The sequence below is a fragment of the Arthrobacter zhaoxinii genome, from assembly GCF_024385505.1.
GTDB classification, from domain to species: Bacteria; Actinomycetota; Actinomycetes; order Actinomycetales; family Micrococcaceae; genus Arthrobacter_B; species Arthrobacter_B zhaoxinii.
On record NZ_JANFLT010000006.1, the window covers coordinates 170,919 to 196,808 of the forward strand.

Genomic DNA, 25,890 nt, shown 5'->3' on the forward strand with positions numbered 1-25,890 from the left:
GCAAGATTGTCCTGCGTTGCGATACGCGTCACAATAACAGAAGTCAGGCGATTGCGGTCCAACATACTACTGGGCATCGACATAAGTACGGGACACCTGATGGAGGGGTGATTTCCGCTTCCGCGACGGACCATTTCGAAGCAGCACGGCAGTGGCGATCCCATGTTTGAATTGCCCGGTGATCGAACTCAGGAATAACCCCGCCGCCCCCGGCGCCAGCGAACTTGTCCAGCTCCTGCGGGACGGGCAGCCCCGCACCCGCAGCGAGCTGGCCGATCTGGTGGGGGTGGCCCGCTCCACCATCACGCTGCGGCTGGAGGCGCTCATGGACCTCGGGCTCGTGGCGCCCCTCGAAGACGCCGTGTCCGCCGGCGGGCGGCCGTCCTCCCGGTTCGCACTACAGACGGGGGCACGCGTGGTCCTGGGGGTCGACGTCGGCGCGAGCCACCTGCGTGTGGGCCTCACCGATCTGGTCGGCAACGCTCTGGCCGATGCCTCCCGCGACCTGCCGGTCAGTGACGGGCCGGTGGCGGTGCTGGACACCGTGGTGGAGCTCGGGACTGCGCTGCTGGCTTCGACCGGGCGGTCCGCTGCCGAGCTGCTCGCCGTCGGCGTCGGCCTGCCAGGGCCCGTGGAGCACCGCACCGGCCGCCCGATTAACCCGCCGATCATGCCCGGCTGGCACGGCTTCGACGTCCCCGGCTACCTGCAGGAATCCTTCCCCGTCCCGGTGCTGGTGGACAACGACGTCAACGTGATGTCGATGGGGGAGCGCGAGGCCGCGTGGCCCGACGTCGAGAACCTGGTCTTCGTGAAGGTGGCCACCGGCATCGGCGCCGGGATTATCAGCAACGGCGCCCTGCTGCGCGGCGCCGACGGGGTGGCCGGGGACATCGGGCACATCCGGGTGCCTAGCGGCGAGGACCTGCTGTGCCGGTGCGGGAACCGCGGCTGCCTGGAGGCGCTGGCTGCCGGACCCGCTGTCGCCACCCGGCTGCGTTCTCTGGGGCTGGCTGCGGAGGACGGGCGCGACGTCGTTGCCCTGGTCCACTCGGGCAACCAGGAGGCAGTGCAGGCGGTGCGGCAGGCCGGCCGCGAGGTGGGCGAGGTCCTCGCCACCTGCCTGAGCATGCTCAACCCCGAGGTGGTTGTGTTCGGCGGGTCGATGGCTCTGGCCGGCGAGCACTTCATTGCCGGGGTGCGTGAAGTGGTCTATTCGCGCACGATGCCGCTGGCCACCCAGCACCTGCGGATTGTGCAGTCCGCGTCCGGGCTCGACGCCGGGATGCTGGGTGCGTCCCAGCTTGCCATCCAGCATGCACTGTCTGCGGAGAGTGTGGAGCGGATGCTGGCGGGGCGGGTGGGGGTTTAGGGCTGGTTGGCGCCGCCGCCTAAACTGAGGGTGCCTAATCTTCGAGCCGCACCTTTGGGAGAACCACCCGCATGATCACCACCCCCATCACCCCGTCCCTGGTCCGCGGTGCCGCGGAACTCGAAACGACATCGCGCGGGCTGCGGCCGCACCGGCTGCCGGGCTGGGTTCGTACCCGGTTCCCCGATCCGCAGCTGCTCAAGGTGGAAAGCGAGCCGTCCGGCGTCCGGCTGGCGCTGACGACGACGGCGGAGGTCCTGGCGGTTGTGACGCACCCGTCCCGGATGGTTTACCGTGGCGCGGACCGGCCCCGGGGCAGTCTTGATCTGGTGGTTGACGGGAAGTTGCTCGAGAGCGACGAGCTCACCGGCGGCGACTACGTCGAGATGGATATGTCGACCGGGGCCGTGACTCCTTTTGAAGGTCCGTCGCATACCAGCGTCTTCCGGCTGCCGGCGGGCGAAAAGGTTGTGGAGGTATGGCTGCCGCACAACGAGTCCGTCGAGCTGGTCGAGATGCGCTCGGACGCTCCGGTGGCACCGTATACCTCGGGCAAACCCGTCTGGCTGCACCACGGCAGCTCAATCAGCCACGGTTCAAATGCCGCCACGCCATCCTCTATCTGGCCTGTGGTTGCAGCCCAGCTCGGCGGCGTCGAGCTTCATAATCTTGGTCTGGGCGGCAGTGCCCTGGTTGATCCGTTCACCGCGCAGGTGATGCGGGATACCCCGGCCGATCTGATCAGCGTGAAGCTGGGCATCAACGTGGTAAATATGGATTCCATGCGGCTGCGGGCTTTTGTGCCTGCGGTGCACGGTTTCCTGGACACGATCCGCGAGGGACATCCGGAGACACCTCTGATGCTCATTTCGCCCATCTTCTGCGGTATCCATGAGGACACTCCGGGGCCCGGTGCCTTTGACCCGGCGTCGTTCGGCACGGAGCAGGTTCGGTTTGTCGCTACAGGTTCACCGGAGGGTGTGGCTGCTGGGCAGCTGACGCTGCGGGTGATCCGCGAGGCGTTGGAGTCACTCGTGGCCCGCCGGGCGGACGATCCGAACCTGTACTTCCTGGACGGCCTGAGTCTCTACGGGGCCGAGGATGCCGAGGCGCATCCGCTACCCGACGCGCTGCATCCGGATACGGATACGCACCGGTTGATCGGGGAGCGGTTTGCTGAGTATGCGTTCGCGGGTAGCGGGCCGTTCAAGGGGTACACAAGCTAGGGGAGCTAGCGCCAAGCTCTGCCAGCATCTCCCGCAGTCGCACGCCTCCACTGCTTTGAGCTTCATCGTCTGTGAGGCGCTTACCCAGATCCAGCAGGGTTTCCCGCAGGGAACGCTCGGATTCGGTCAATGCTCCTTCGTAGCCCTCGGTCAAAAGATACGAATGGCTGTCTGTGGACAGGGCCACGAGAAGATCCAGGAAGATTTCGAGGGTCCGTCCTGCCGCGGTACTTGATTCCTCACCCATAGGGACCACATTGAGCTGGGAAACCATCCGTCGGTCCAGGGGATCCGCGGACAGCATCAGCGCCGTTGCGGACCCATCCTCTGTCTGAGGTTCCGGAGGAAGGGCCCGCTTAACGTCGTGCAGGATCTCGTGGAAGTGGTCATCGGCAAGGCCGAAGCCGACGAACAGGATGTGCTGCGTCATGAGGGTGGCTTTCACCAGGGCCGAGAGCGCGTTGCGTGATGTGTTGAAACCAAGATAATCGTCGCGGGTGAGGACGATCGAGTCAGGGTTTGTTACCGAACCATGCAGTTTGAGCAGCCAGTCGTCGTTCTCCCCGCCGCCGTCAGGAATCACCGACCGGGGGACGCCGGAGTCGTTCGAGGCGAATTCAAAAAGTTCGTCATAGTTGAGGGTGATTGCCTCCCGGCTGCCCAGACTGGCGAGGAGTGCCGGTGCCAAACCGTAGCGTTTCAGTTCCACCAGATCGGCGATGGTCTGATTGAAACTCCGACCACCCGCTTCGGAGCGTTCCTCATAGATAGAGCGCAGAATGCCGGCCTGGTCCAGATGCCCGCGCTTCTTGAGTGACTTACATTCATCGTCTGACAGCTGCGCGGCTGTCGCCAGACGGGCGAGGAGATCGTTCCAGCTCGGTGCACCGGCACTCATGCTGACGCCCGCGCCCATGAAGGGAACAAGCTTGCCGTCCCGGGCATGCGCGCCTAATCGTGCAGCGTGCTCCTGCAGCTCCCGATCGAGGGGTTTCCACCAGTCCGGCTGACGTTTCCGAAGCTCCTGGGCGAAGGCGAAGTCCTTTTCGTTCATGAGGACCAGCGCTACGTCGACGCCGAACTCGGCCGCCGCACTGCGTGCCTCCTGGAGAAGCCGCTGAATCACGTCGCCGCGCACCAGTCCCGCCCCGCCGCCGCCGGTACCGAAAAGCGGCATGGCCAGCAAGGGAACGGGACGGGACGGGTCGCCGTTCGCAGCCCGCCGCCGTCGTTCACATTGCTCCGCTGCGACTCGAATGAATTCACGCAACGGCGGAACCAGATCCTCGACCGAGGAAATGCCGTAATACGGAACAGCAGTGAGGACCGGTAGAGGTTCCTCAGCAGGCCAGACATCGAGGGGCTGCGCGAGCTTAGCCCCGTTGACGAAGTCGGCATCCCTGCTGCCGGCTATCACTGCTTCCAGCCCGGGGAGAGCCTCCCGCCAGTGCCCAGCAATGTTGTAAGTGCGATCGGTCGGAAGCAGCCATGCATCGCAAGCGAAGTTGGTCAGGCTGCCTCTGGTCACGAAGACGTGTGATTCCCCCATATGAAATTCCTACCACGGTCGGCCCCTGGTCCACGTATTGGTGGATCCAGAGGCCGGTCCGGCCCGAATTACGCGGAGGGTCGATCCGCCGCCTCGGCAGCCAGCAGCTCCCGGAACGCCGGATTCGGGTGGGCGTTGGGGAGTGCCCGACGCACATGCTCCAGCGCCTCCAACGGAGTCACCCCGGCTACCCGCGCGCCGTAGAGCGCGGCAACCGTCGGCGTCCGCGACTCGGCCCGTACACAGTGCAGCAGCACCTTCTTGCCCTCGGCACGGAAACGTTCGACGGCGGCGGCAGCCTCCTGCAGCACGTACCCGGCGTAGGCATTGGAATCCGCGGCAGCCGAATCGACGAGCCAGAACGTGGCATGGTTCTCCGGCGCGATGCCGGGGACATCCGTCGTTCCCAGCCGGCACAGCGAAACCACTGCATCAATGCCCAATTCGGCAGTCCTGGCCACAGCGCCCACGCCGCCGAGCCAGACGCCGTCGTCGTCCGGGTGCTGGACCAGGACATCGGTCCGGCTCCACGAGCTGTAATCGTGGTGCTCGGCGCGCGGCCACTCCTGCGTGCGACGTCCCGCCCCGGAGGCGAGTTCGACGCCGAGCGTCATCAGGTCGTGCGCCCGCAGACCCGGCCAGCCGTGCAGGTTACGGCGCCATTCAAACGGAACGGCGGAGTAGCCGTAGGCCGCGCCCAGCAGGGAGCCGGCTATAGCGGCCACCGTGTCGGTGTCCCGGCCGCCGCGGACCGCCTCTTCCAGTCCGGCCCGGAGATGGTCGGGTCCGGACGCGGTGCGCGTGGTGGAGATGGCGCTCCACGCACCCTGGAGTGCTTCCACCACCCAACCGTTCTTCGCGAAATCGCGCGGCCGGGAGCGTTCGGCCGTTTTGACCCGTTCCAGCCACACCGCGGCGCGGTCCGCCGGCAGCAGGGGCAGGCCGGTGCGGATGTCCAGCTTTCCGGTCAGGACGGCGTCGCGGATGGCAACGCACCACAGCCCGCAGGCTTCCTGGGCGTCGTCTTCGACGTGAGTCAGCGCGCTGAGCACGCCGGCCGCCTCCATGAGCTCGGCGGGCTCCCGGTCCAGATAGGCCAGGGCCAGAGGAGCGGTGCGCATCAGGGAGCCGTTGCCGGCACTGCGGCCTGCGCGGGTGTGGAACTCCTGCGCGGCACGGGTGAAATCGGCGGCCGTCGGGTCGGTCCGGCCGTCGTCGCTGGCGATGCGGCGGGCGCGGGCGACGACGTTGCTGGTCTGCGCGCCGACGTCCTTGGCATCGCGTGCCCATGCGGTCCAGGAGCGGACCACGGATGTGAGCGCTTCCGGTGTGGCTCCGGCGTCGAGGAATGCTTCGGCGATGGGGATGGCCATGGAGGTGTCGTCGGTCCATTCGGCCGGGTCGAACCCGAACGGGCCCTCGCCCTTCATAGTGACCTCGGCGCCGTCCGGCAGGGGAGCGCCGAATTCGTAGCCGGCGCCGAGGGCATCTCCGGCGGCGAGGGCGACGAGGACACCGGCGGCGCGGTGGTTCTGCTGTGAGTTCAGGTTCATAGGGCCTCCATAAGTGGATGTTTGGTGTTCCAGCAAGATAGGTGGGCGAGCTGCTGCTGGCTCCGGGGAGATTGGATGGCAATTCCTGCCGCTGTGACCGCACCAATGGTCCCGGAGACCGGACGGCTTTGAGGCATGTGGTGTTCGATGTCTTCTGCCGGAAAGGGACCGTCGGAAAGCGGTCCGAAGTTTAGTGCCTGGACAACTCCGGCAAAGTCCCGGGCCAGCTGTCCCGAAGTAGGGCCGGAATGCTGTGCCTGTGAGGGCATCAGCGTAACGTCCAGCAGTGTCGAAGCGACGAGCTGGCGGTAATGCCGGCGGAACAGGGCGCTGGTACCGAAGATTTCCAGGAGCAACGGCCGGTTGCCGACACCGATGACGACGCCGCGCTGGCCATCCAGTAGCTTCGGAAACATTTTGCCGTTGCGCAGTTCGTCTTGGTTGGCACGGTCCAGATGATCCAACAGCGAATCGGTCGCGGATGGTCCTAAGACGGTGCCGAAACGGCTGACCCGTTCCCAGACCCGGCCCTGACCGTCGCGGGGACGGTGCGAGGTGCCGGCAAGCACGAGCTCGGATCGAACGTTCAGGGGTGCCCGCCGGGCCTGACGGCGATGGTTGTTTTGGCCGTGTTCCCATCGGCCGGCTTCCACACAGTAGGTGTCGATGTCCCGGGTTTCGCCGGCACCGAGAACGACGTCGCGGACGCAGGTGCGGTGTTGCTGGCCGCCTTCCAGCAGTTCGCCGTCGAGCAGAAGGGCCGGTTTCCGGCCGTTGTTGGTGACCGTCAGTCGGCCTACCTCGGGACCATTGGCCAGTTCGGAGACGCTGACATCCGCATTGGTACCGGTGGCGATGTCCAGGGTCCCGGTGGCGGCTGTCCACACGGGGAAAACGGTAAGCGGGCCCAGAGTGCTGCCTGCACCGACGTGCAATGAGGGAACTTCCATAAGGACCTCCAATCTTTTGAGCAGTTATGCGCTAATCTCTTCAGTATGCACGTCTTGCATCTTTTGCGCAACACTGCGATAAATAGTTCTATGAAAGAACCTCAGGAGTCCTCGTCCCTGCTTGCCTATCCGCGGCCCTCCGTGGCGGTGGATACCGCTGTGCTGACCGTGCTCCGGGGAAGTATCTGTGTGCTGCTCGTGAGTCGACGTGTTGGCGATTCGCCGGGTTGGGCACTGCCGGGGACGTTCCTTCATGAACGCGAGACTCTGGCGCAGGCCGTGCTGCGGAGCCTGCGTGAGAAAGCCGGAGTCGAGGGACGGGTGCCTGTACAGTTGCACGTCTTCGATGATCCGGAGCGCGATGACCGGGGCTGGGTCCTGTCGGTGGCGCACGTCGATGCCGTTCCGCTCCGAGCGCTGGAAAGTGCCCTGCAGTCCGACGCCGTTCGGCTGGCTTCGATCACGGAGGATCGGGAGCTGATCGCGGAACTTCCCTACGGGCACGCGGAGATGGTGGACAAAGCCGTGCAGTGGCTGCGGGCTGCGTATTTAGACACCCCGGATCCCGGAGGGTTCCTGGACGAGCCCTTCACTCTCAAGGATCTGCGGACCGTGCACGAGGCTGTGGCGGGGCAGCCGCTCATGCGGGACACCTTCCGTCGGCAGATGGAACCGAAGCTGGTCGGCACCGGGCTGATGTCCGACGGTACTCGGGGGAGGCCTTCGAGGCTGTGGCGGCACGGAAAGGGGTAAGCGCTCTCCAGGCCGACGAATGGCGGTTAGGTCATAAAAGACATCGCCTTGTTGGTTACGATCCGGAAAATTCTTTTGGTTACCCGGCGGACGCCCGTAAATTGTCGGTACCCCACGGTACTTTGTTGCTTATCGGCAGTGGTCAGATATTTTACGGCTGGCGACAGGTTTCGATATCAAGGGGGGGAATAGTCAATGGAAAGTGTTTTTAAGGCGGCTACAACAGGCCGTCGCCGGGAGACGGTGATATCGACCTATGCCTGACCCGACAACCCGTTACGACGTCTGGATTCCTGCCCGTGAATGGGCCAGGGTTCGGCCCATCGTTGAGTCCATGAACAATCCGAACACGGACGGCCCGCACCTGCGCTGGCCCGTCGACCCCTGGCCGGTGACCTTCGCTGTGGAGGACAACGGGGATGCCACCTACTCCGGCAACGTGTCCTGGTACAACGACACCATCGGCGAGTCGACCGGATATGACGTCTTCCAAAAGCCCGGATGGACACCGGAAAAGTTCTCCCTCTTCGTGTTCTCTCGGCACAACATGCATCTGGACCTTGGCCGGCGGAGCTACCCCACACTGGCGGCTCTGGCCAGCTATTTGCAGACGCCGATGGTGGTGGACGAAGACATGGGGTCATTCCACCGGACCTCTCTTCTCGGCACCGACGGCAACGTTGCCCTCGTCAGCCACCCAGGCGTGCCGGGAACCATTGAGCACATCCGGACCGCCTTCTTCACGCAGGACCTGGCTGCGGTGCTGGCAGTCCCCGGTGTTTCCCTCAACAGCAAAAACGTGCGGCAAACGTCCAGCATGAGCGGCGCGGCGTATGGGCGGCAGACGCAGATTCGTGACTGGATGCAGGCCCACGTCCGCGGGAAGCTGTCCGCACCCAAGGGGGCGGAACTCGCCTGGAACGACTTTAACCTGCCCTACAGCGACGACATCGGGGATACCCGGCCGGTTGTCGCGTGGGCCCGCAGCTCCAAGCACTTGTACGAAGTGATTTACCCGACGACCGAACAGGTTGGACCGTTGGAGATGCTGTGCGCCGTCGACGGGGAGCTGCAGTCCTATGTGGACCCGGATACGGGTGTGGATGAGGGGGTGGGTGCCCACGGTGCCGATTGGGCCCAGTGGGTCCTGCAGCATTCCGTCCCGGAAGGACGCCGGACTCCGAAGCAGCCTTGGGAGGGCAACAACCCCGAAGCGCGGCTGTACCGCATGGAGCACAATATCGTCAGCTACGAGGACCACGAGACGGGCACGTCGCAGTTCGAGTCTGCCCTGGAGCTGCACACCTGGCTGAAGAGGTCCCTGGGGGATCACAACGCGCCGATTAGCGTCCATGTGCTTGATGATGTGTCGTTCATGCTGGCAGAGGAAAGACTGCCGGTACTTCAGGAGCACACGTATGAGCGGATATCGGGCCCAGGGGTAAAAGTCCGGTACTCAACGCAGACCTTTTTTCCATGGGTCAACGTTCTGGACTGGCGAAAAGGCGACCATGAAGGTCATTCGTGGAATTCCTCGCTGTCAACCGCCATGGACGGGGAAACCCTGGAGTCTTTTCTGGGCACGAACTGCGTGGATTTCGCCTCTCTTGAGCCGTACCTGATGCCTGTCGGAGCGCCGGTCAGGATGAACACCTGGTTTCTCCTCCATCTTGACGGCACCAGGGTGTGCATGGCGTTTCCGGCCGTCGGCACCATGCTCGAGGTAAGCACCGACCATGACGGGGCAACGGCGCAGATTGCGGCGCGGGAATACAGCAGCCGCCAGGAGCGGCTCGACCTGGAATATCGGTTCCAGACGAGATGGGCGAACTGGCTTGATGATGACCACCGGCTGACGCACACAGAAATGCGGGAGGGAATGAAAGCCCTCGCTGAGCTGATTAAGGAGAACAGCGAATGATTGGGACGAAGGATGACACTACGGCGGGTACCGGGACGGCGGCAGACTTTGGTTCCCTGAGATGTCTGTGGCCGGAGTCGGTCTGCGTCGATCCGCCGACGCACTTCGTCGCCCAGGAGCTGGCTGACGGGAGAGACGCTGAAGTGTTCTGCGTGCGCCACTACGTGTTGACGCTGGCCCGGATCTGCGAGGTTCATCTGCCCCTCTGCGAAGGGGACTTTGCCGGACACGTCGACAGCCACGGGGAGCTTTAAGCGCTGCCCGCCGTACGCCGTGTGAAGGGCAGCCGCCGGGCACGAGAATTCTGAAGAATGTGAAATTGCGAAGTGTGCTTTTCAATTCACGGTGAACCGTGTTTTGGCTACGCTTTTGAATATTAGTGTTCGTCCTGCTATAAAAGCTATGCAAGTATACGGTTAGGTGCGCGATACTTCTTTGCGGCTTAGCCTCAAAAATGGGGGACAAATGGATATTATTGTAAAACTGGCGGAAATTCTGTCCGCCATCGGTACTGTGGGGGCGCTGTTCTTCATCGCCAACCAAACGAAGCAAGCCAACAATGCGTTGGATCAGGCGCAGGAAATGCTCCGCATCGAGCAGAAGCGCGAGTTGCGTGCGGTCGCAGACGAAAATCAGCAGCAGGCCTCCGGCATCGTCTCTTGGCCGGCTATTATGACGACCGAAGAGGGTAAGCAGGTCTGGGGATTCGTTGTCGCGAATACGTCGCCGGCACCGGTATTCGAGCTGAAAGTCTCCCGCCAATCCGGCCGGGCGAAAGGCGGGGCCCCGATAGCCTTGGTTGAAAAGGGTGCAGCCATTCTTGCGCCTGGACGCTACTTCATGTCTGACCGGAAGGACGATCGGTTCATGACGCTCCTAAAGGGCGACGAGGCTGCGCCTCTTCTGGGCAACTCCGGTTACTCGGCGTCGTTGACGTTCACTGACAGCAACGGGTCGACCTGGACCAGAGACGCGCGAGGAAGCCTGTCTCTAGTAGATTCGGCCTCCGTCGCGGCGTAAACACCCGCAGCAGCGAAGCCCTCCAGCATCCGACAGGATGCTGGAGGGCTTCGTCGTTCATCCACCAGCGGCAATGCGCCCGGTGTCAGCCGCGGGTCCGCCGCAGAACCTCGGCACCGCTCGCACGGCAGAAAATCAGCACGAGTTCGCTGACCTCTTCACCCGTGATCCGGCGGATCATCGTGGCATACGCGCCCAGCTGCCGCCAGTACGCAGCGGCCTGCTCTTCGCTGACGCTGATGTCGGTCTTGAAGTCGGCAACCACCAGAGTGCCGTCATCCTCCCGGTACATCAGGTCGATGATGCCCTCCACGGTGTGGCCGGTCTCCGGCACCACAACCGGCAGCTCCAGCCAGTGTTCACGTTCGGCAGCCCGACGGACCGGTGCACTCTCCAGGGCCGCCCGGGCGGACGCCTCCAGGTCGGCAGCGTTGCGCAGCCCCGCACCGGCGGCGACATTGGCTGCCAGACCGGGGAGCGACGGCGACAGCTTCAGATCCGTGAGTTCCAGCAGACGGTGCAGCGCGGTGCCGAACACCGTTCCATGTTCCTCCGGCTTACCGCCGAACCCGGGAAGCCGTTCCTCCGCCCCTGCAGGAATCGAGAACGTATCTGCCGTTCCGTAATCCGTCGTGACTCCGGCGCCGCTGGCCTTCGCCAGCGCGGTGACCGAGGTACGGGATTCCCGGGCCGACTCCGCGGCCCACCCGGTGCTCGAGCTCAGCCAGTCGGCAAACTCCGGCACCGGATCGGCCGAGGTCTGTGCCTTGTGCAGCGGCGGAAGATCTTCCGGCAGTTCCAGATCCGGGGCCAGCTCGAGGGAGGTGTTCTCCTTGGCCAGCAGGCCGCTAAGACTGCTTGGCGACCCGTTGTAGTGCGAGACGACCAGATGGCTCTCGGCTCGGGTGCAGGCCACGTAGAGCAGTCGCCGGCGTTCCGCGTCCTGGAACGCCTTCTCCGCTCCCGCGGCCTCTTCATAGCCGTGCGTCTCAATCTCTTTGCGGAAGCGCACGAAGACATTGCCGGCAGCGTCCCACAAAGCGGGGGCGGACGAGTGCATGGGAGCGGAGCCGGCGCCGGCCAGGATCACCATCGGGAATTCCAGGCCCTTGGACGCGTGGATGGTCATGATCCGCACCGCCTGCATATCCGTCTCGGGGACCATGGCCTCCTTGACGCGGGCGTTTTCCTCCTGCTGCGAGGCCGCCCAGGCCAGATAATCCCGCAGGCCGCCGTGGGTCGCCTCGGACCAGGCCCGCGCCTGGTCGATCACGAACCGGATCCGCCGCCACACATCGCGGTAGCGCGGGGTGTCGGTTGCCGCTTCCAGCACCCGTCGGTCGGCGGCGATGTGCTCGATCAGCTCGGCCGGGGAGAGCAGCTGCTGTTCCCGGTGCAGGGACCGAAGGTAGCCCAGGGCTTTCCCCACAGGTGAGTCTTCCTGCCCCTCCGGCACCCGTGCACACAGGTTCCAGGCTCCGCCGGCCTGCTTCCAGCGGAAGAGGTCGTCGTCGCCGCAGGCAAAGAGCGCCGAGCGCAAGGCCAGCACGAGGGCCGCCTGATCGGCAGTGTTGGCCAGCGTCCGCAGCGCCAGCAGCAGATCGGTCACCTCCTGGGTGGCGTAGACCAGAGAGGAGGCTTCGGCCCGGTACTCGATGCCGGCGGCGTCGAGCGCGTCTTCCAAGTAGGGCAGTGCGGTGCGGGTGGGCAGGAGGATGCAGACGTTCTGCAGCTCCAGCGGCCGCCGATCAAAGTCGTTCTTGTTTCCGGTCTGATGCTGCCAGGCGTCCGTGCCGCCGCTGCCGGTGGCCACCAGGATAGCGGTGGCGACGTCGGCGGCTTCCTGCCGGTTCCGGCTTGCCGCGCTGACCTTGCCATTCTCATCCGGAGCGGCGTCCTTGCGTCCGAGTACGACGACGGCGGGCCCGTCGTCGTCGTTCCAGTCCGGCCGGTCGGGGTCCGGAACCAGGGCGGAATATGCCGGCTGGACGGTTCCGTCGGCGATGATCAGCTTCTTGAACACCGTGTTGATCCAGTCCAGCAGGGGCGCGGTGGAGCGGAAGTTGGTCTGCAGTGCGGCAACATGGGAGCCGCGATCCGCCTCGGCGCGGGCCCGCGCGGCGAGGAACGTGGCGATATCGGCGCGCCGGAAACGGTAGATGGACTGCTTCGGATCGCCCACCATAAACAGACGCCCCGGGGCAACCCGGAGGTCTTCCCAGCCGTCGGTGCCGCAGGCGGTGTCCGCTGCGAGGCGGACGGCGATTTCAGCCTGGACGGGGTCGGTGTCCTGGAACTCGTCGAGCATGAGATGGGTATAGCGCCGGTGCAGGGGCAGCCGCGCGGGGGCGTCGGCTTCCGTCTCACCCACCAGCAGGTCACGGGCGTGGACGAGTAGGTCGTGGTACTCCAGTTCACCGCTGCGCTGCCGCGCATTGGCTGCGGTAAGCAGGACATCCGCTAAGACCGCGCTGACCGTGTTGACCGCCGGGGAAACCAAGCCGGCGATGAGCCCGTTCCGCTCTTCGACCAGTGCCAGGAACTGCTCCTGGACGCTTTCGACGTCGCCGCCCCAGTTCTTTTTGGAACCCTTCCTGGCGTAGCCGGTGGAGGGCAGGGCGTTCAGTACGTCGATGATGCGGCCGAGATCTCCGGAGCCGGCGACTTCCTGCAGTCGGGTCCGCCATTCCTCCACGACAGGGAAGCGCGCCATCAGCTTGTCCGCAGGGTCGGTGCAGTCGGCCTTTCGTTCGAGCACCAGCTCGGCGGCCCGGAGCAGCGGCCCGACGTCGAGCACCGGAACGCTCTGCCGCTGCGGCGGGTGGGTCCGCAGCCGGTCCCAGTTGCCGTCCAGGGCAGCGGCGACCTTCCGCAGCTGGTCCAGGGTGACACCGACGGCGAGCAGCACGCGCAGCGCGGCGTCGGCCGTCGGATCGGTGAACAGCGCCTGCTGCGCGTCTTCCCACCGGCGCTCGAAGGCGATCTGGGAGCGGAGCTCGTCCACCACAGTGATCAGCGGCGGAACCCCGGCCTCGATGGGGTATTCGCTGATCAGCCGGGCAGCGAAGGAGTGGATGGTCCCGATGGGCGCGGCATCCAGCCGGTCAAGCGCCGTATTCCGCCGTTCGGACCCGGTACTGTCCAACCCGTCGGTCTTGCCCAGCTCGCTGCGCAGCCGGTCCCGCAGTTCACCGGCGGCCTTCTCGGTGAAGGTGATGGCCGCGATGCCGCCGATGTCGACGCCGCCGTCCACCAGGGCGGCAATGCGTCCGACCAAGGCATGGGTCTTGCCGCTGCCGGCACCGGCCTCCACAAACACGGTGGTGCCCAGTTTTTCGGCTATGTCTTTCCGGGCCTGCTTGTCCTGCAGGGGCTTCTTAGTACTGCCCGCGGTGTCCGGGGAGGGTGTGACTGTCGGCTGGCTCATTTTTCCTCCTGGAAGAAGCGGGAATAGTCGCTGAGGGCGGGGTCGTCCTTGAGCCGCTCCCAGGTGTGCCGCACTCCGGCGGCGCCCATCAGGGTGGTGTGGTTGGTGTAGCGGTCTGATTCGGGCCGGGGCGGGAAGATCCCGGCCTGGAGTGCCGCCATGACCAGTCCGGCGTCCTCGCGGAGCCGGGTTTCGACGTCGGCCCCCACCTCATAGCCAACGCGTTCGTACTTCCCGTCGGCGGTGATGAACCGGTATTCGGCGCGGACCTCCGCGCCGGGATCGGTGGAGAACCGCCGGGCGAACAGGCCGTAGACCGGCAGCTGGAACCGGGTGCCGCCCGCGGTGGGATCCTCGCGGGTCAACTTCTTGTACTTGTCCGCCTTGCCCGTTTTGTAGTCAATGACAAGCACCTGGCCGCTGGAATGCCGGTCCACGCGGTCCACCTTGCCTCGGAAGCGGACGGTGCTGCCGTTGGGCAGGTCCAGTTCCACCGGCGGTTCACCGTCCTCGGCGCCGAACTCGGCTTCCACCGAGAGATGCTGCCAGCCGTTCTCGCGTGCCTGCTGGTCCGAATCATGGACCTTTTGCAGGTCGGTGCGGATCCGGGATTTGTCCCGGTCCCAGGTGTGCAGCAGCCAGGCAGGATTGGTGGTGGACTCGAAGGCTGCTTCGGCAATTTCCAGCAGCCGCTCGGAAGACACTGTCTGGCTGCCGTCTGTCAGGCCGCGGACGTAGTCCTCGAGCACCTTGTGCATCAGGTTGCCGCGCTGCAGGTTGCTGATCTGGACCTCGAGGGTCACGTCCTCAAACAGTTCGGCGCGCAGGACACGGCGCAGGAAGTAGGCCAGCGGACTGATGACCCAGTCCTCAAGGTTGGTGGGCGAGATGGCCCTCTGCGGATCGATGATCGGTCCGCAGACACTTGTGAGGTTTCCGTTGAAACGGGAGAAGGTCCCGTTCCGGCGGTCGGTCCGGATCTCGGACACGGTGGCCAGCACAGCGTCGCCGGTCAGCGACCCGGTGCTCAGGAGCCGGCGGACGCGCCATTCCTGCCCCGTGGCGGCCACACCCGTGGGGGAGCCGTGCATCAGGCCGTGCGCGAAGGAGGGCAGATCCGTTACCGTGGTGCCGGCCAGCCAGCGCGAGGCCTGGAGGGTTCCGCCGGCGCGCAGGTTGCCGCGGGGAAACAGGATGGTGCGTTCGGTGCCGGTGGCGAGAAGCTGCCGGAACTGTTCCCGCCGGGCGGAGGATCGTTCGTGGATGGTGGGCAGCTTTACCGCCAGCAGATGGCCGGCGCTGTCGGGAAGCAGCGGGTTTTCCCGGATGCGGGCGGGAGCGAGTCCGTCCGCCGCACCGGTGATGAAGACGACGTCGAGATCGCGGCCCACGCCGTCGTCGTATGAACCCAGGACCACCCCGGTGCCGATGCTGCCGGTCGGGAGGCGGCGGGCCTCGATGCCCTGGGCGACGGCGGCGCGTACCGCCGCAGCGGAGGGTGCCGGGGCAATCCCGTGCAGCAGCCCGAGGTCGCGGACCACCTCATCAAGGGCTTTGCGGGCCTTCGCCAGCTCCGGGCGTTCCGTCTCGGACCGTGGACCCAGGAATTCCGTGACGAACTCCGCCAGGGTCCCGGCGGCCTCCGTCCAGGTCCGGGCGGTGAAGACCTCGGCCAGTCGTTCGCCCAGGACTCCGACGAAGCCGGTGAACTGGGCGTAGTCCTGCTGGCGTTTCTGCTCTGCCTCGGTCGGTTCGCGGTCTTCATCCGCTTCCTCCTGCTCGGCTGGGGGAGAGGCGTGCAGGCGCTCGCAGACGGCACTGCTGGGCAGGTTTCCCTCGCGCCAGTGCAGGACGCCCTGCGACATCACATCCAGAATCACCCGGACATCGGGCTTCGCCGGATCCAGGTGAAGCAGGTTGCCCAGCCCGCGGGCCAGCCCGGTATCGGCAAGAGCGAGTGCGGACGGCCCGGCAAAGCTGATGCCGGCTTCGTCGAAGCGTTGGGCCAGCAGGGCGCGGTACGGTTCGGCGGCGGAATAGAAAACTCCGATCCGGTGGCCCGGTGTGCCTGTTCGAAGCTTCTCGATGACCAAGCGGACGACGGCGCGTGCCTCGTCGTCGGCGTCGGATGCGCTGAGGATCTCCTCGCCCGGGGCGGGGGAGGGCATGGCGGTGAGGTACGCGGTTCCTGCCTGCTGCTCCAGCGCGGCGCGGAAGGCTGCGGCGGACGGGTCCTGCTCCTCGGCGAGCTGGAAACCGATCACCGGGCCCAGAAGTTTGCGGATCCGCGGCGTCTGCAGTGCGGTGGCAGCCGCGGAGTAGAGGTCATGGCTGGTGTACCAGCTGCCGCCGAGGATCCCAGCGGCGGCCCGGTGGACGCGGGCAACCTCGCACACCAGCGGCGACAGGCCGGTCAGGGTATCGGGGCAGGCTGCGTCCAGGGCTGCGGAGGTGGCGGCGATCGCCCGCGCGGTGGCCGGCTGGTCGGCGACCTCGGCAAACAGTCCGGGTGCGTCGGCGAGTACGGCGGTGACGGCACCTTCGCGGACCATCGCCGGGAGCGGAGCGCGGCCGGCCAGCTGCCCGTCGGTGGCGGCGAGTTCCTCGGCCAGGTCAGCCAATGTTGTGGTGCGGACGGCGGCGCTGCCGCGGCCGTCGCTCAGAACCCGGCCCAGATAGTGGGCTAGGTCCTGTGCGGCTGCCCAGCTGGGTGCCAGGACGGTTACCGGCTGCAGCGGTTTGCCCTGCTGAGCCTGGGTGACTGCTTCGGCCAGGGCCTGCAGTGCCTCCGGTGTGCTGGTGTAAGTCTGCGTGGACGAATGGCCCTCCAGCACAGAGCTAGTACTCAATGAATCCGTACTCAATTAACTCCCCCTTGTTATTAAGTGTTCTTCAACCTAGCAGTAGGTTCTGATGTCTTAGCTGCGGCTTGCACAGGTTTGGAGAATTACCATTCATAGCCGCAGGCATTGTTCATGCAGTGCCATGTTCTGGGGTCATCAGAAATGACCACGCAGCCAGCCCGCCACACCTTGGGTTCAGGGTTATCCGGGTCGTGCGCCCATAGGCCACGGACGATCGGCCAGGCATCGTGGGAACATCTAGGACACGTCGTGGTGTCATCTTCCGTTTCCGCAGGAGTTTCGGGCTGGCTATGTTCCGAGCCGGAGTGGGAATCGCTCTCACTTTGTGCGAACCGAAGGGCAGCGGTCCAGTTACGGAAATAGTTGCGAATGCTCGATGAAGACGGATACTCCCGACCCACCGCGTTCATAGCGGCGGACCATTGTGTGTATTTGTCATGGCTGGGATGCAAACCCGTCTGGTTCATGTCACTGACGAAATCGCGAATAGCCTTCTGATAGAGGGCTTCAGAGAATTTGACCAGCCCCGGCGGCCGTCCCGTTTTGGAAGCAGCCAGACCTATGGATTCCAGAGCGGCATTCCAATACGTGTACCTTCCCATGACGGTTTGCCGGGTCGGCGGCCATGGAGACGCACCCTGACGGGATTCCCAACCGAGCGCCGGGACAAGTTCATCCCGTAGTTCGTCATAGCGCGACCCGGTAATCGTCGTTTCTGGATGCTCGGCGATGTGGCGCTTGGCAGCGCCGATGATTCCGAGAATAGTTGCGATGTCTTCTTCTGTTGCTGTTCCTTGCTGGAGGACGGCGACCAGCTCTGTCATCATGTCGAGGTCCAGGTTGGCTGCTGCAAAGTGCGGGTCCGGAGCCAGACCCAGCTCGGCGCCCACAAGGTAGTACAGGCCCGCTTCAACAACGGCTTTGGAGAATATGTCCTGAGCCCGGGTATCAAACCGGATACTCGAATCCCGAAGGGTCGACTCCGCCAAGTCCTTGTCCATCTCCGGAAAAAGGATCGACAGTCTCAGGACCGTTTCCGTGCGGGTCGATCCGGTTGCAGCGGCAGTCCGCGCCACTGCTCCGTATGATTCCATGAAAGATTGGGAGGCGGCTTTGGTTTCCGCTTCCCGTTTTTCCAGCCGGCGTTTGCGGGACTCGGCCGCCATGCTGCCACCTACCTTGCTGACGATTTGCCGGACGCGTTCCCGCGTAACGCCGTGGTCGGCGCCGATGGCTTCGAGGGTTTCCCCCTCGATGTACCTCTGCACCATGGCCGCGTCTCGCTCCTGGGCGGTAGGGCGCGAGGGACTGAGTGAAGTTGTCTGTGATGCCTGGGTCATGGGATCCCCTAATTCTTGACGTTGATGAGAAATGTGGTCAGGCTGCCAGTGCCATGCTGGAACGCCGGATATTGTTCAACACGTCCTCATGAGCCATCGCTGCGAGGCGCTGTACCTCTTCGAAGCTGAGCTCGGCCTCGCGGGACCTTCGGGCAAGCACGGCCAATCGGTCGGCTGCCATGTTGTGCGGGTCGCCGCTGTGGCCTTTGACCCACAGGAAGCGCACCTGGGCGTCGCGTGTGTATCCAAGGATGCGAGCTACTTCCTCGCGGCAAAAGCGGCTTGCCGACGGCGGTGCGAAACCTGGTTCCGTGAGCATGCGGAGGGCCAGCTGGCTGTCCGACCGAACAGTGATGGCGGTGCCGCCCTGCAAAGCCGATGAATAGACACCGCGGGCAGCCTGCAAGCCGAATCTGATTGACCGTAGCTCGCCTTCGAGGATGCTGTCTCCCTCGGAGACCTTCTGCCCCGGCTTCACCCGTGCTTCCCTGCCGAAGTCCAGTACCCAGCCGTGCCCGAGCCAGGGAGAGCACTTTCCACGCGACGAATCGGTGGTGATGGTCAGTTGTGCGAACCGGCCGTTGATTTCCACGGCGACTGCCTCGTCCAGGGCAGTGATGGCGACGGCTGGAGGGTACTGGAAGCTGGCGGACACCCCCAGGGCCTGGAGGCTGGTTGCAGTGTTTTCGTCGTCGCAGTAGATCTCCTGGGCGCCGGCTTCGAGCTGGTAGTTCACTGCCTGGCGCACAGTGCCGTAAAGACTCGGCTGTCCGTCGGGACACGAAGGATTCCAAATCCCGGACTGAACTGCTGAAACCTGGCTGCCCTGCGATCTGACAACAGCCCAGACCAGCAACCCGTGCTTCGGTGATACACGCACAGAGATACCGCTTCGGGCCGCAACGGTATCGGCGGCGGAAATGAAGGGCCGAGCCGGTGCTACGGGTACGGGAAAACTCATAACTGCCTCCTGATGCCGGGACGGAATTGCTGCGACACGGATCACAGTAGGTCCCGGCACTGACATTTTCTGAACGGAGGTAGCTGAATACTTTTTGTAACCTGCGAAGCTAAATTTTTGTAAGTCCATTAGCTGGGGCGGGAAACCCCGTGCATGGAGAAAGGAACCGGGAACACTACGAGCGAATAGCCACCCGTCTTAGATGCGTATGAATGAACCGGGAGTGTGTCGGCAGCGGTATATTCTGGCAAAGCGGCGCCAGGGGAGGGGTCGCTCGAAGCGTAGGGAAGTGGCATGGCGTTATCCAACCGGGAGTTCATCGGGCGAATCCTGGAAATCTTGTCCAAGGGGCTGGAGCCCTATATCGATCGGGCGATGGCTGAAGTTTCGCCGGGAGTCGATTGGCCGTTGCTGCTGTCCCAGAAGGATGAATTGGCGGGCCGCGGCCTCAAGACGTATAAGGCCAATGACGTCCAGACCCAGCTCCGCATACTCACCGAACGCCTGGGGCCGCTGGGCTATCCGTTCGCTCTCCCGCAGGAGGCCGGTGCCTACGCCAAGGAACTGCGCCAGGTCCGAAACAACTGGGCCCACAACGAGCCGTTTTCCGACGACGACGTCGTCCGGGCCATCGATACGTCCCTGCGGTTGATGCGGTGGATGCGGTTGGACAAGCAGGCTGCGGCAGCCGACCAGCTACTCAAGGACTTTCGGGAAGCTAGCACGGCAGTTCCGGCTCCCGCTGCCGTCCCGACCCCCGTCCCCTTGTCCCTGGATAAAGAAGCCGTACCCTCGTCTGTGGCTCCCGTCCCCTTGTCCTTGGATAAGGAAGCCGTACCCTCGTCTGTGGTCCCCGTCCCCTTGTCCTTGGACAAAGAAGAAGTGCCACTGCCGCCGGCCCCAACGGTCCATGCTCCGCAGGGAACCACCATCACCCTCGAGACTGCCTCGGAAGTCAGCTACGCCATGTCCTACAACGGAGGGCAGGTCATTAACCGCCTCGTCGTGGCGAACCCCGGCCCTGAAATCCGCGGTGCAGTACTGCAGCTCAACCTCACAGCCGAAATAGGCGTTGTATCCCGGACCAGCGAGCATTACCTGGACATTCCCGCGGGTGGTTCCATCACCCTGTCCAGCCCGAATCTGCAGGGCGATCCCGCAGCCATGCTGCAGCTGGAAGACCGCCAGCAGGGCACCGTCAGTGCCGAGCTCAAGGTGGATAGCGACGTCGTGGCGTCCGCCAGCCGGGACATTGAACTGCTCGGAGCGCAGCACTGGAAGCTGCGGAGCGGATTGCTGGCGTTGGAATCCCTCGCCGCTTTCGTCCAACCCAACCATCCGGAAATCGCGAAGCTCTGTTCTGAGGCATCCGGCCTCTTGAAGGCAGAGACCGGAAACAGCGCGTTGAACGGCTACCAGTCCGGATCCGAACGCGCCGACGCGATTGCCTGGGCTATCTTCCGGGCGGTCCAGAACCGCGGCATCCGGTACAGCGAGCCTGCTCCGTCCTGGGGCCAGCACGCCCAGCGGATCCGGACCCCGGAGCAGGTCCTCAGCGGCCAGTTCGGCACCTGCATGGATACCACGGTGATCCTGAGCGCGGCGTTGGAGTTCGCCGGGCTGCAGGCAAACCTGTGGCTGATGAACGGACACATTTTCGTTGGCTACTGGCGCGATGAACGCAACTTCCAGACTCCTGCACTGGAAGAGGCGACCTACTTGGTCAACGAAGTGGATATGGGCAACATCCGCCTCATGGAATCCACGATGGTCACGGACGGTGGTGAAACCTTCCGACCGCAGGACGTGCACGACGCCGCGTACAAGCGATACCTGACCGGAGAGATGGACGAGGTCCGCGGGGTAGTGGATATCTTCGGCGCCCGCAGCGCCGGTATCAGGCCCATCCCGGCTCGGCTCACCAACGTGGACGGAAAAGTCGAGGTCTACGAGTACACGCCCCCGCGTCCGGAAATGCCGTCCGTTCCGCAAAGCAACGGTCGGGGATCCAAGAGTCGGGCCGAAACCAAGCAGCTTCCCCCACGTATCAGCCAATGGAAGAACGCACTGCTTGACCTCAGCCTGCGGAACCGGTTGATCAACTTCACCAAGACCGCACGCTTCCCGCTGGCGGTACCGGACAGCTGGATCGGGCAGTTCGAGGACCTGATCAGTGCCGGAACCCCGATCACGCTGGCAGCCTCCGACGACGTCGCCGCCATGCAGCGCGAACGAGGCGTTCGCTACGGCCGTGACCTGCCGCAGGAACAGCTGGCAGACATGATGGTCAAGCGCCACGCCGTGTTTGCCGACGTCACCGAGGCTGGCTACCAGTCGCGGATGCGCAGCCTGGCCTACAAAGCCCGAACCCTGATTGAGGAAACGGGAGCGAACAACCTGTATCTGGCGTTGGGGTCGCTGGTGTGGAGCCTGGACGGGAAGGAACTCCGTTCCCCACTAGTTCTGGTGCCGGTGCAGCTGCACCCGACGTCGAAACAGGGTCCCTACGAGGTTGTCCTGGACGAAACGGGCGGCTCGACGCCGAACTACTGCCTGCTCGAAAAGCTCCGCATGGAACACGGGATGGAAATCCCCGGGCTCGCGGATCCGGAGGAGGACCACTCAGGTATCGATCTGGACGCTGCGCTGGGCGCAGTGCGGTCTGCCGTCCAGGCCAAGGGACTGCCGTTCCGGGTGGAACCGACCGTGGACCTGTCCATCCTGCAGTTCGCCAAATTCCGGCTCTGGAAGGATTTGGACGAGCATTGGGAAGAACTGTCCAAGAACCCCTTGGTCCGCCATCTGGTCACCACGCCCACTGACCCGTTCACCGATCCGGTCACCACGGAAACGGGTGAAGACCTCGACGAGCTCGCCGCACGGGTGCCCATCCCTGCCGACTCATCCCAGTTGCAGGCCATCTCCGAAGCGGTGGCAGGAAAGACCTTCGTCCTGGAAGGCCCTCCCGGCACCGGCAAGTCCCAGACCATCACCAACCTTTTGACCCGCGCCGTCGCCGACGGGAAACGGGTCCTCTTCGTGGCGGAAAAACGCGCCGCCTTGGAGGTCGTCCAAAAGCGGCTCGACGACGTCGGCATGGGGGTCTTCGCGTTGGACCTACATGACAAGGGGAGCAAACCGGCCGCGGTCCGGGAACAGATACGACGTGCCCTGGACCACCACGCCGACCCGGACCGCCAGGGCCTGGACGCCGCTGTGAGCGAGCTGAACAAAGCACGGCGCGGGCTCGTCCGCTACGCCGCACGCCTCCACGACGAAAACAACGCCGAGCTTTCGCTCTACAGTGCCCGGACCAAGGAACTCGCCGTCGGCGATGAAACCGAACCCCTCTCCGTCCCGGAATCCTTTGTCGAAAAGACCAGCATCGAGCAGTTGCAGCAGCTGCGGAGCCTGCTGGCCGAACTTCCGGATGTTGCAGACCCAGCTGCTCCGGGTGACCGCACGCCGTGGGGGTTCATCACCCGCCCCCTCACGAAAGCCAAGGCGGAGGCGGCAAGCGACGCCGCCCGCCGGTTCCAAGTCGCTCTGGACCGGACCACGGCGGATCCCGAATTTGCCCGGGTGGCGGAATCGGCACGCACCGTGGCCGACCTCGGAAAGCTCAGGGAGGTACTGTCCGCCGGCACTTTGGACCTGGATCTGCTGGACGAAGTGGCGTCCCGCCGGTGGAACAACGCGATAGAGGGTCTGGGCAGCCACGTCACGGCCTTTATCGGTGCCGCCCATCCAGGACTGGACAAAGTCGTGCCCGAAGCCATCGACCTTCCCGTGGCAGATCTCCACGCCCAGGCAGTTGCTGCGGCGGAATCCGGTTTCTTCGGACGGAAGAAGCGCCTGATCGCGGTACGCGACCAATTGGAGGGCTACATCCGGCCCGGCGTCGTGGTGAAACCCAAGGAGATCCCAGCCCTAACTGACGCGCTGCTCACCGTCCAGAGTGCAGTACGCGGTCTGGCCGGTCAGGCGGCTTCGGTACCGGGCGTTCGGTTGCCGGAGTCCTGGAACCCGCTGACCGCCGCTGGCTTGCAGATGCTGAACAATTGGGTGCACTGGCTCCGTTGGGCGTCGGACCTTGTCAAGGTCACCGGCAGGCCGGGCGAGCAGACGTTCCTGCAGGTAGTCCGCGCCTACCTGCGTAAGGCAGGGCAGGTACCGGAAAGTCTGGGGAAGACCGCCGCCGACCTCGCGCAGGCTGCAGCTGACCTGTTCAATGCTGCCGGGGTGGGTCCGAGGGATCTCGAAATCTGGCTGGACGGCTCCACCTTGCTGGACCGTTGGAACCAAACCAGTCGCGGCCGCGACGTCGAACGTCCCGGACTGCCGTCGCTTGCTCGCTGGCTGGACTTCATCGAGGCACTCGAGCCATTGAGCGGTGCCGGTCTGGGGGCCGCCCGTGAGCAGCTCAAGTCCGGGAGCATTCCTGCCGACGACGCGGTCGGTGCGTTCGAACGCGGCCTTGCCCTAGCCGCCCAAAACGAGCGTTCGGCGGCGACGGGGTTGGACCGGTTCGAGGCACGCAGCCACGAAAAGATGATTGACCGTTTCATCACCCGCTCCGCTGCCATCCGCCAACAGCTGAAGGCCGCTGTGCCCGCGGAAGTGTTAGCGCAGCGCAGCTTCAATCCGCGGTCTGAAGCAGGACAGATGGGCAAGCTGCACCGCCAGCTGGGCTCGAAGCGCGGGATGAAGGTCCGTCCCCTGCTGGAGAATTTCGGTGAGCTGATTACTCGCATCACGCCGTGCGTTCTGGTCAGTCCCGACTCCGTGGCGCGCTTCTTCCCTGCACGGTCAGACCTGTTCGATCTGGTGGTTTTCGACGAGGCTTCCCAGATTCGGGTGGCCGACGCCGTTGGTGCGATGGGCCGCGGACGTTCCGTCGTCGTCGTCGGCGACAGCAAGCAGATGCCGCCCACTTCCTTCGCCGAAACCAGTCTGGACCGGGACGACGAAGAGGATGACGCAGCGGACACGGTGGCGGATGAGGAATCGATCCTCTCCGAATGCGTATCGGCACGGGTACCCAGGCAGTGGCTGACCTGGCACTACCGCAGCCAAGATGAATCGCTGATCGCCTTCAGTAACCAGCAGTACTACGACAGCAAGCTCTCCTCCTTCCCGGCACCCGTGCACGGCAGTGCCAGTGCGGACGTGAACGGGTACGGCGTGAATTTCATCCGCGTAACCGGCGGGCACTTCAACCGCACTGGCAGAGGCAAGCTGCTCCGGACCAACCCGGTGGAGGCGGAAGCAGTGGTGGCGGAGATCCGCCGCCGCTTCCTCGCCTCGCCGCAGATGTATCCCTCGGTGGGCGTGGTGACCTTCAACCTGCAGCAACGCGCCTACATCGAGTCGCTGCTGCGCGACGCCGACGACCCCCGGATTGCCGAAGCACTGGATGCGGCGGACGGGCTCTTCGTGAAGAACCTGGAAAACGTTCAGGGCGACGAGCGGGACACCATCCTGTTCTCCACCGGCTTCTCGAAAAACGAGAGGGGCTACCTGCCGCTGAACTTCGGTCCGCTGAACCGCAGCGGCGGCGAACGCAGGCTCAACGTAGCGGTCACGCGTGCCCGGCGGCAGGTCATCGTGTTCTCCAGCTTCGATCCGTCCGATTTGCGGGCGGAGGAGACCTCGTCGCTGGGTATCAAGCACCTGCGCAGCTACCTGGATCTCGCTGCCAGTGGTACCGACGCCCTGCCGTCCGACGGCCGGCGGAAGCCCGCCGTGGACCGTCACCGGGAACAGATCGCCGATGCCCTGCGTGAGCGCGGGCTGGTGGTCTCCACCGACGTCGGACTGTCGGACTTCAAGGTGGACCTCAGCGTGGCGCTGCCCGAGGAGCCCGAGCGTCCGTTGATTGCGGTCCTTTTGGACTCGCCCGTGTGGGCCTCCCGTGGGACCGTGGGGGACCGGGACGGGCTGCCCACCGATGTGCTTTCACGGATGCTGCGGTGGCCGTCGGTCCAGCGGGTGTGGCTGCCCGAGTGGCTGTCCGATTCGGCAGCGGTGCTGGACCGGTTGGAGAAGGAAATCCGGCGCGAAGACCTGTTGGCGGAGCCCGAGATTGAGGTGCAAGAGCCGGTCGTTGCGCCGGTTCCCGTGGCACGTCCCGAGCCCGCTGTGGTCAAGGCTGTCCCGATTCCTCCGGCTGCTCCGGTGTCGAACGCTCAGCCGTACGTCCCGTGGTCCTACCGGGGAACCGGCGGCATCGAATACCTGGACAACCTCGGCTCATCTCCCCGCGCCCGCGAAACCGTACGTGCCGTGCTCGAGGCGATTGTCGAAGCCGAGGGGCCCGTTCATACGGTGCGGCTGGCGAAGCTGGTCTGCGCCGAGTTCGACTTGAACAAGGTGAGCGGCCAGCGGGCAGCTTCCGTCCTGAAGCTGATCGACCGTAAAAAGTTCCGTGTGGATCGGGACGAGTTCGTCTGGCCTACATCGTTGGATCCGACAACGTGGGTAGCGTACCGGGAAGCCGACGAATTTGAGCCGCGGAAAATAGAGCACGTCAGTCTGGTGGAAATCGGCAATGCGATGGCTGAGCTCTGCCGGGATGCCGCCGGACTGGCCCCGGAGGAGCTTAAGCGGCAGGCCGTCAGGGTCTTTGGAGGCAAGCGGGTGACCGAAGGCATCGGCCAGCGTTTGGACGAGGCGCTGATCGCCGCCCTTGATTCCAGAAAACTGGGGATCACGGGCAACGGCCTACTGCTGCCGGGCAGCCGCGGCGGTGCGTGAGGGGCGAAACCGCTGGCCCACCAGCGTAGGGGCTCGAAGGGCCCTGTTCTAGTTCCAGCGCCTTAGCTGGAACTAGAACAGGGTTCCAAGGGACTCTTTGATCTTCGAGACCTGATGGAAGCCAAGCGTGACAGGGATCTCTCGCTCGAAGATGGTCACCATGACCAGTAGCTGGTCGGAGTCGGGTTTGATCTCGAC

General features: G+C 64.6%; 14 protein-coding genes. 7 read left to right on the forward strand and 7 right to left on the reverse strand.

Translation table 11 applies throughout. The annotated features are described in order from the left end of the window. Positions 1-178 precede the first annotated feature (178 nt). Together NNX37_RS12280 and NNX37_RS12285 are read left to right on the forward strand one after the other, a co-directional pair. A complete protein-coding gene (locus tag NNX37_RS12280; RefSeq protein ID WP_255793036.1) occupies positions 179-1,372 on the forward strand; it encodes an ROK family transcriptional regulator in 1,194 nt (397 codons plus the stop codon). A 71-nt stretch (positions 1,373-1,443) separates the two neighbouring features. Continuing rightward, complete coding sequence (locus NNX37_RS12285; protein ID WP_255793037.1) at positions 1,444-2,598, forward strand: GDSL-type esterase/lipase family protein; 1,155 nt, start codon at positions 1,444-1,446, stop codon at positions 2,596-2,598. Here NNX37_RS12285 and NNX37_RS12290 read toward each other — a convergent pair. The 3 genes from NNX37_RS12290 to NNX37_RS12300 form a co-directional block, all read right to left on the reverse strand. After that, positions 2,579-4,147, reverse strand: coding sequence for an SIR2 family NAD-dependent protein deacylase (locus NNX37_RS12290; RefSeq protein ID WP_255793038.1), 1,569 nt, complete (start codon positions 4,145-4,147; stop codon positions 2,579-2,581). The two genes, NNX37_RS12285 and NNX37_RS12290, sit on opposite strands and share 20 nt — an antisense overlap. Positions 4,148-4,215: 68 nt before the next feature. Beyond that, complete coding sequence (locus NNX37_RS12295) at positions 4,216-5,700, reverse strand: ADP-ribosylglycohydrolase family protein (RefSeq protein WP_255793039.1); 1,485 nt, start codon at positions 5,698-5,700, stop codon at positions 4,216-4,218. After that, entirely contained in the window at positions 5,697-6,650 is a 954-nt protein-coding gene (locus NNX37_RS12300; RefSeq protein ID WP_255793040.1) for an ARPP-1 family domain-containing protein, read from the reverse strand. Before NNX37_RS12300 ends, NNX37_RS12295 begins: the two co-directional genes overlap by 4 nt. Positions 6,651-6,740: 90 nt before the next feature. Here NNX37_RS12300 and NNX37_RS12305 point away from each other — a divergent pair, with 90 nt between their 5' ends. The 4 genes from NNX37_RS12305 (at position 6,741) to NNX37_RS12320 (ending at position 10,344) form a co-directional block, all read left to right on the forward strand. After that, complete coding sequence (locus tag NNX37_RS12305; RefSeq protein ID WP_255793041.1) at positions 6,741-7,403, forward strand: NUDIX hydrolase; 663 nt, start codon at positions 6,741-6,743, stop codon at positions 7,401-7,403. Positions 7,404-7,659: 256 nt separating this feature from the next. Further along, positions 7,660-9,324, forward strand: a complete 1,665-nt coding sequence (locus NNX37_RS12310) for a hypothetical protein (RefSeq protein ID WP_255793042.1) — start codon at positions 7,660-7,662, stop codon at positions 9,322-9,324. After that, a complete protein-coding gene (locus NNX37_RS12315) occupies positions 9,321-9,578 on the forward strand; it encodes a hypothetical protein (RefSeq protein ID WP_255793043.1) in 258 nt (85 codons plus the stop codon). Before NNX37_RS12310 ends, NNX37_RS12315 begins: the two co-directional genes overlap by 4 nt. Before the next feature lie 211 nt (positions 9,579-9,789). Further along, the gene (locus NNX37_RS12320; RefSeq protein WP_255793044.1) at positions 9,790-10,344 is read left to right on the forward strand and encodes a hypothetical protein; all 555 of its coding nucleotides are present in this window, start codon (positions 9,790-9,792) and stop codon (positions 10,342-10,344) included. Between the two features lie 85 nt (positions 10,345-10,429). Here the strand turns inward: NNX37_RS12320 and NNX37_RS12325 are convergent, their stop codons facing one another. From NNX37_RS12325 to NNX37_RS12340, 4 genes are all read right to left on the reverse strand, one after another. After that, positions 10,430-13,771, reverse strand: a complete 3,342-nt coding sequence (locus tag NNX37_RS12325) for a UvrD-helicase domain-containing protein (protein ID WP_255793045.1) — start codon at positions 13,769-13,771, stop codon at positions 10,430-10,432. After that, positions 13,768-16,620: a PD-(D/E)XK nuclease family protein gene (locus tag NNX37_RS12330; protein ID WP_255793046.1), complete on the reverse strand. Its 2,853-nt coding sequence runs from the start codon at positions 16,618-16,620 to the stop codon at positions 13,768-13,770. Before NNX37_RS12330 ends, NNX37_RS12325 begins: the two co-directional genes overlap by 4 nt. A 98-nt stretch (positions 16,621-16,718) precedes the next feature. Further along, the gene (locus NNX37_RS12335; RefSeq protein ID WP_255793047.1) at positions 16,719-17,975 is read right to left on the reverse strand and encodes a sigma factor-like helix-turn-helix DNA-binding protein; all 1,257 of its coding nucleotides are present in this window, start codon (positions 17,973-17,975) and stop codon (positions 16,719-16,721) included. 37 nt (positions 17,976-18,012) lie between these two features. Continuing rightward, on the reverse strand, positions 18,013-18,723 hold the full coding sequence (locus tag NNX37_RS12340; RefSeq protein ID WP_255793048.1) for a ribonuclease HI: 711 nt from the start codon (positions 18,721-18,723) through the stop codon (positions 18,013-18,015). Positions 18,724-19,230: 507 nt separating this feature from the next. On the opposite strand from NNX37_RS12340, the gene NNX37_RS12345 reads away from it, so the two are divergent. After that, on the forward strand, positions 19,231-25,692 hold the full coding sequence (locus NNX37_RS12345; RefSeq protein WP_255793049.1) for a DUF4011 domain-containing protein: 6,462 nt from the start codon (positions 19,231-19,233) through the stop codon (positions 25,690-25,692). Positions 25,693-25,890 lie beyond the last annotated feature (198 nt).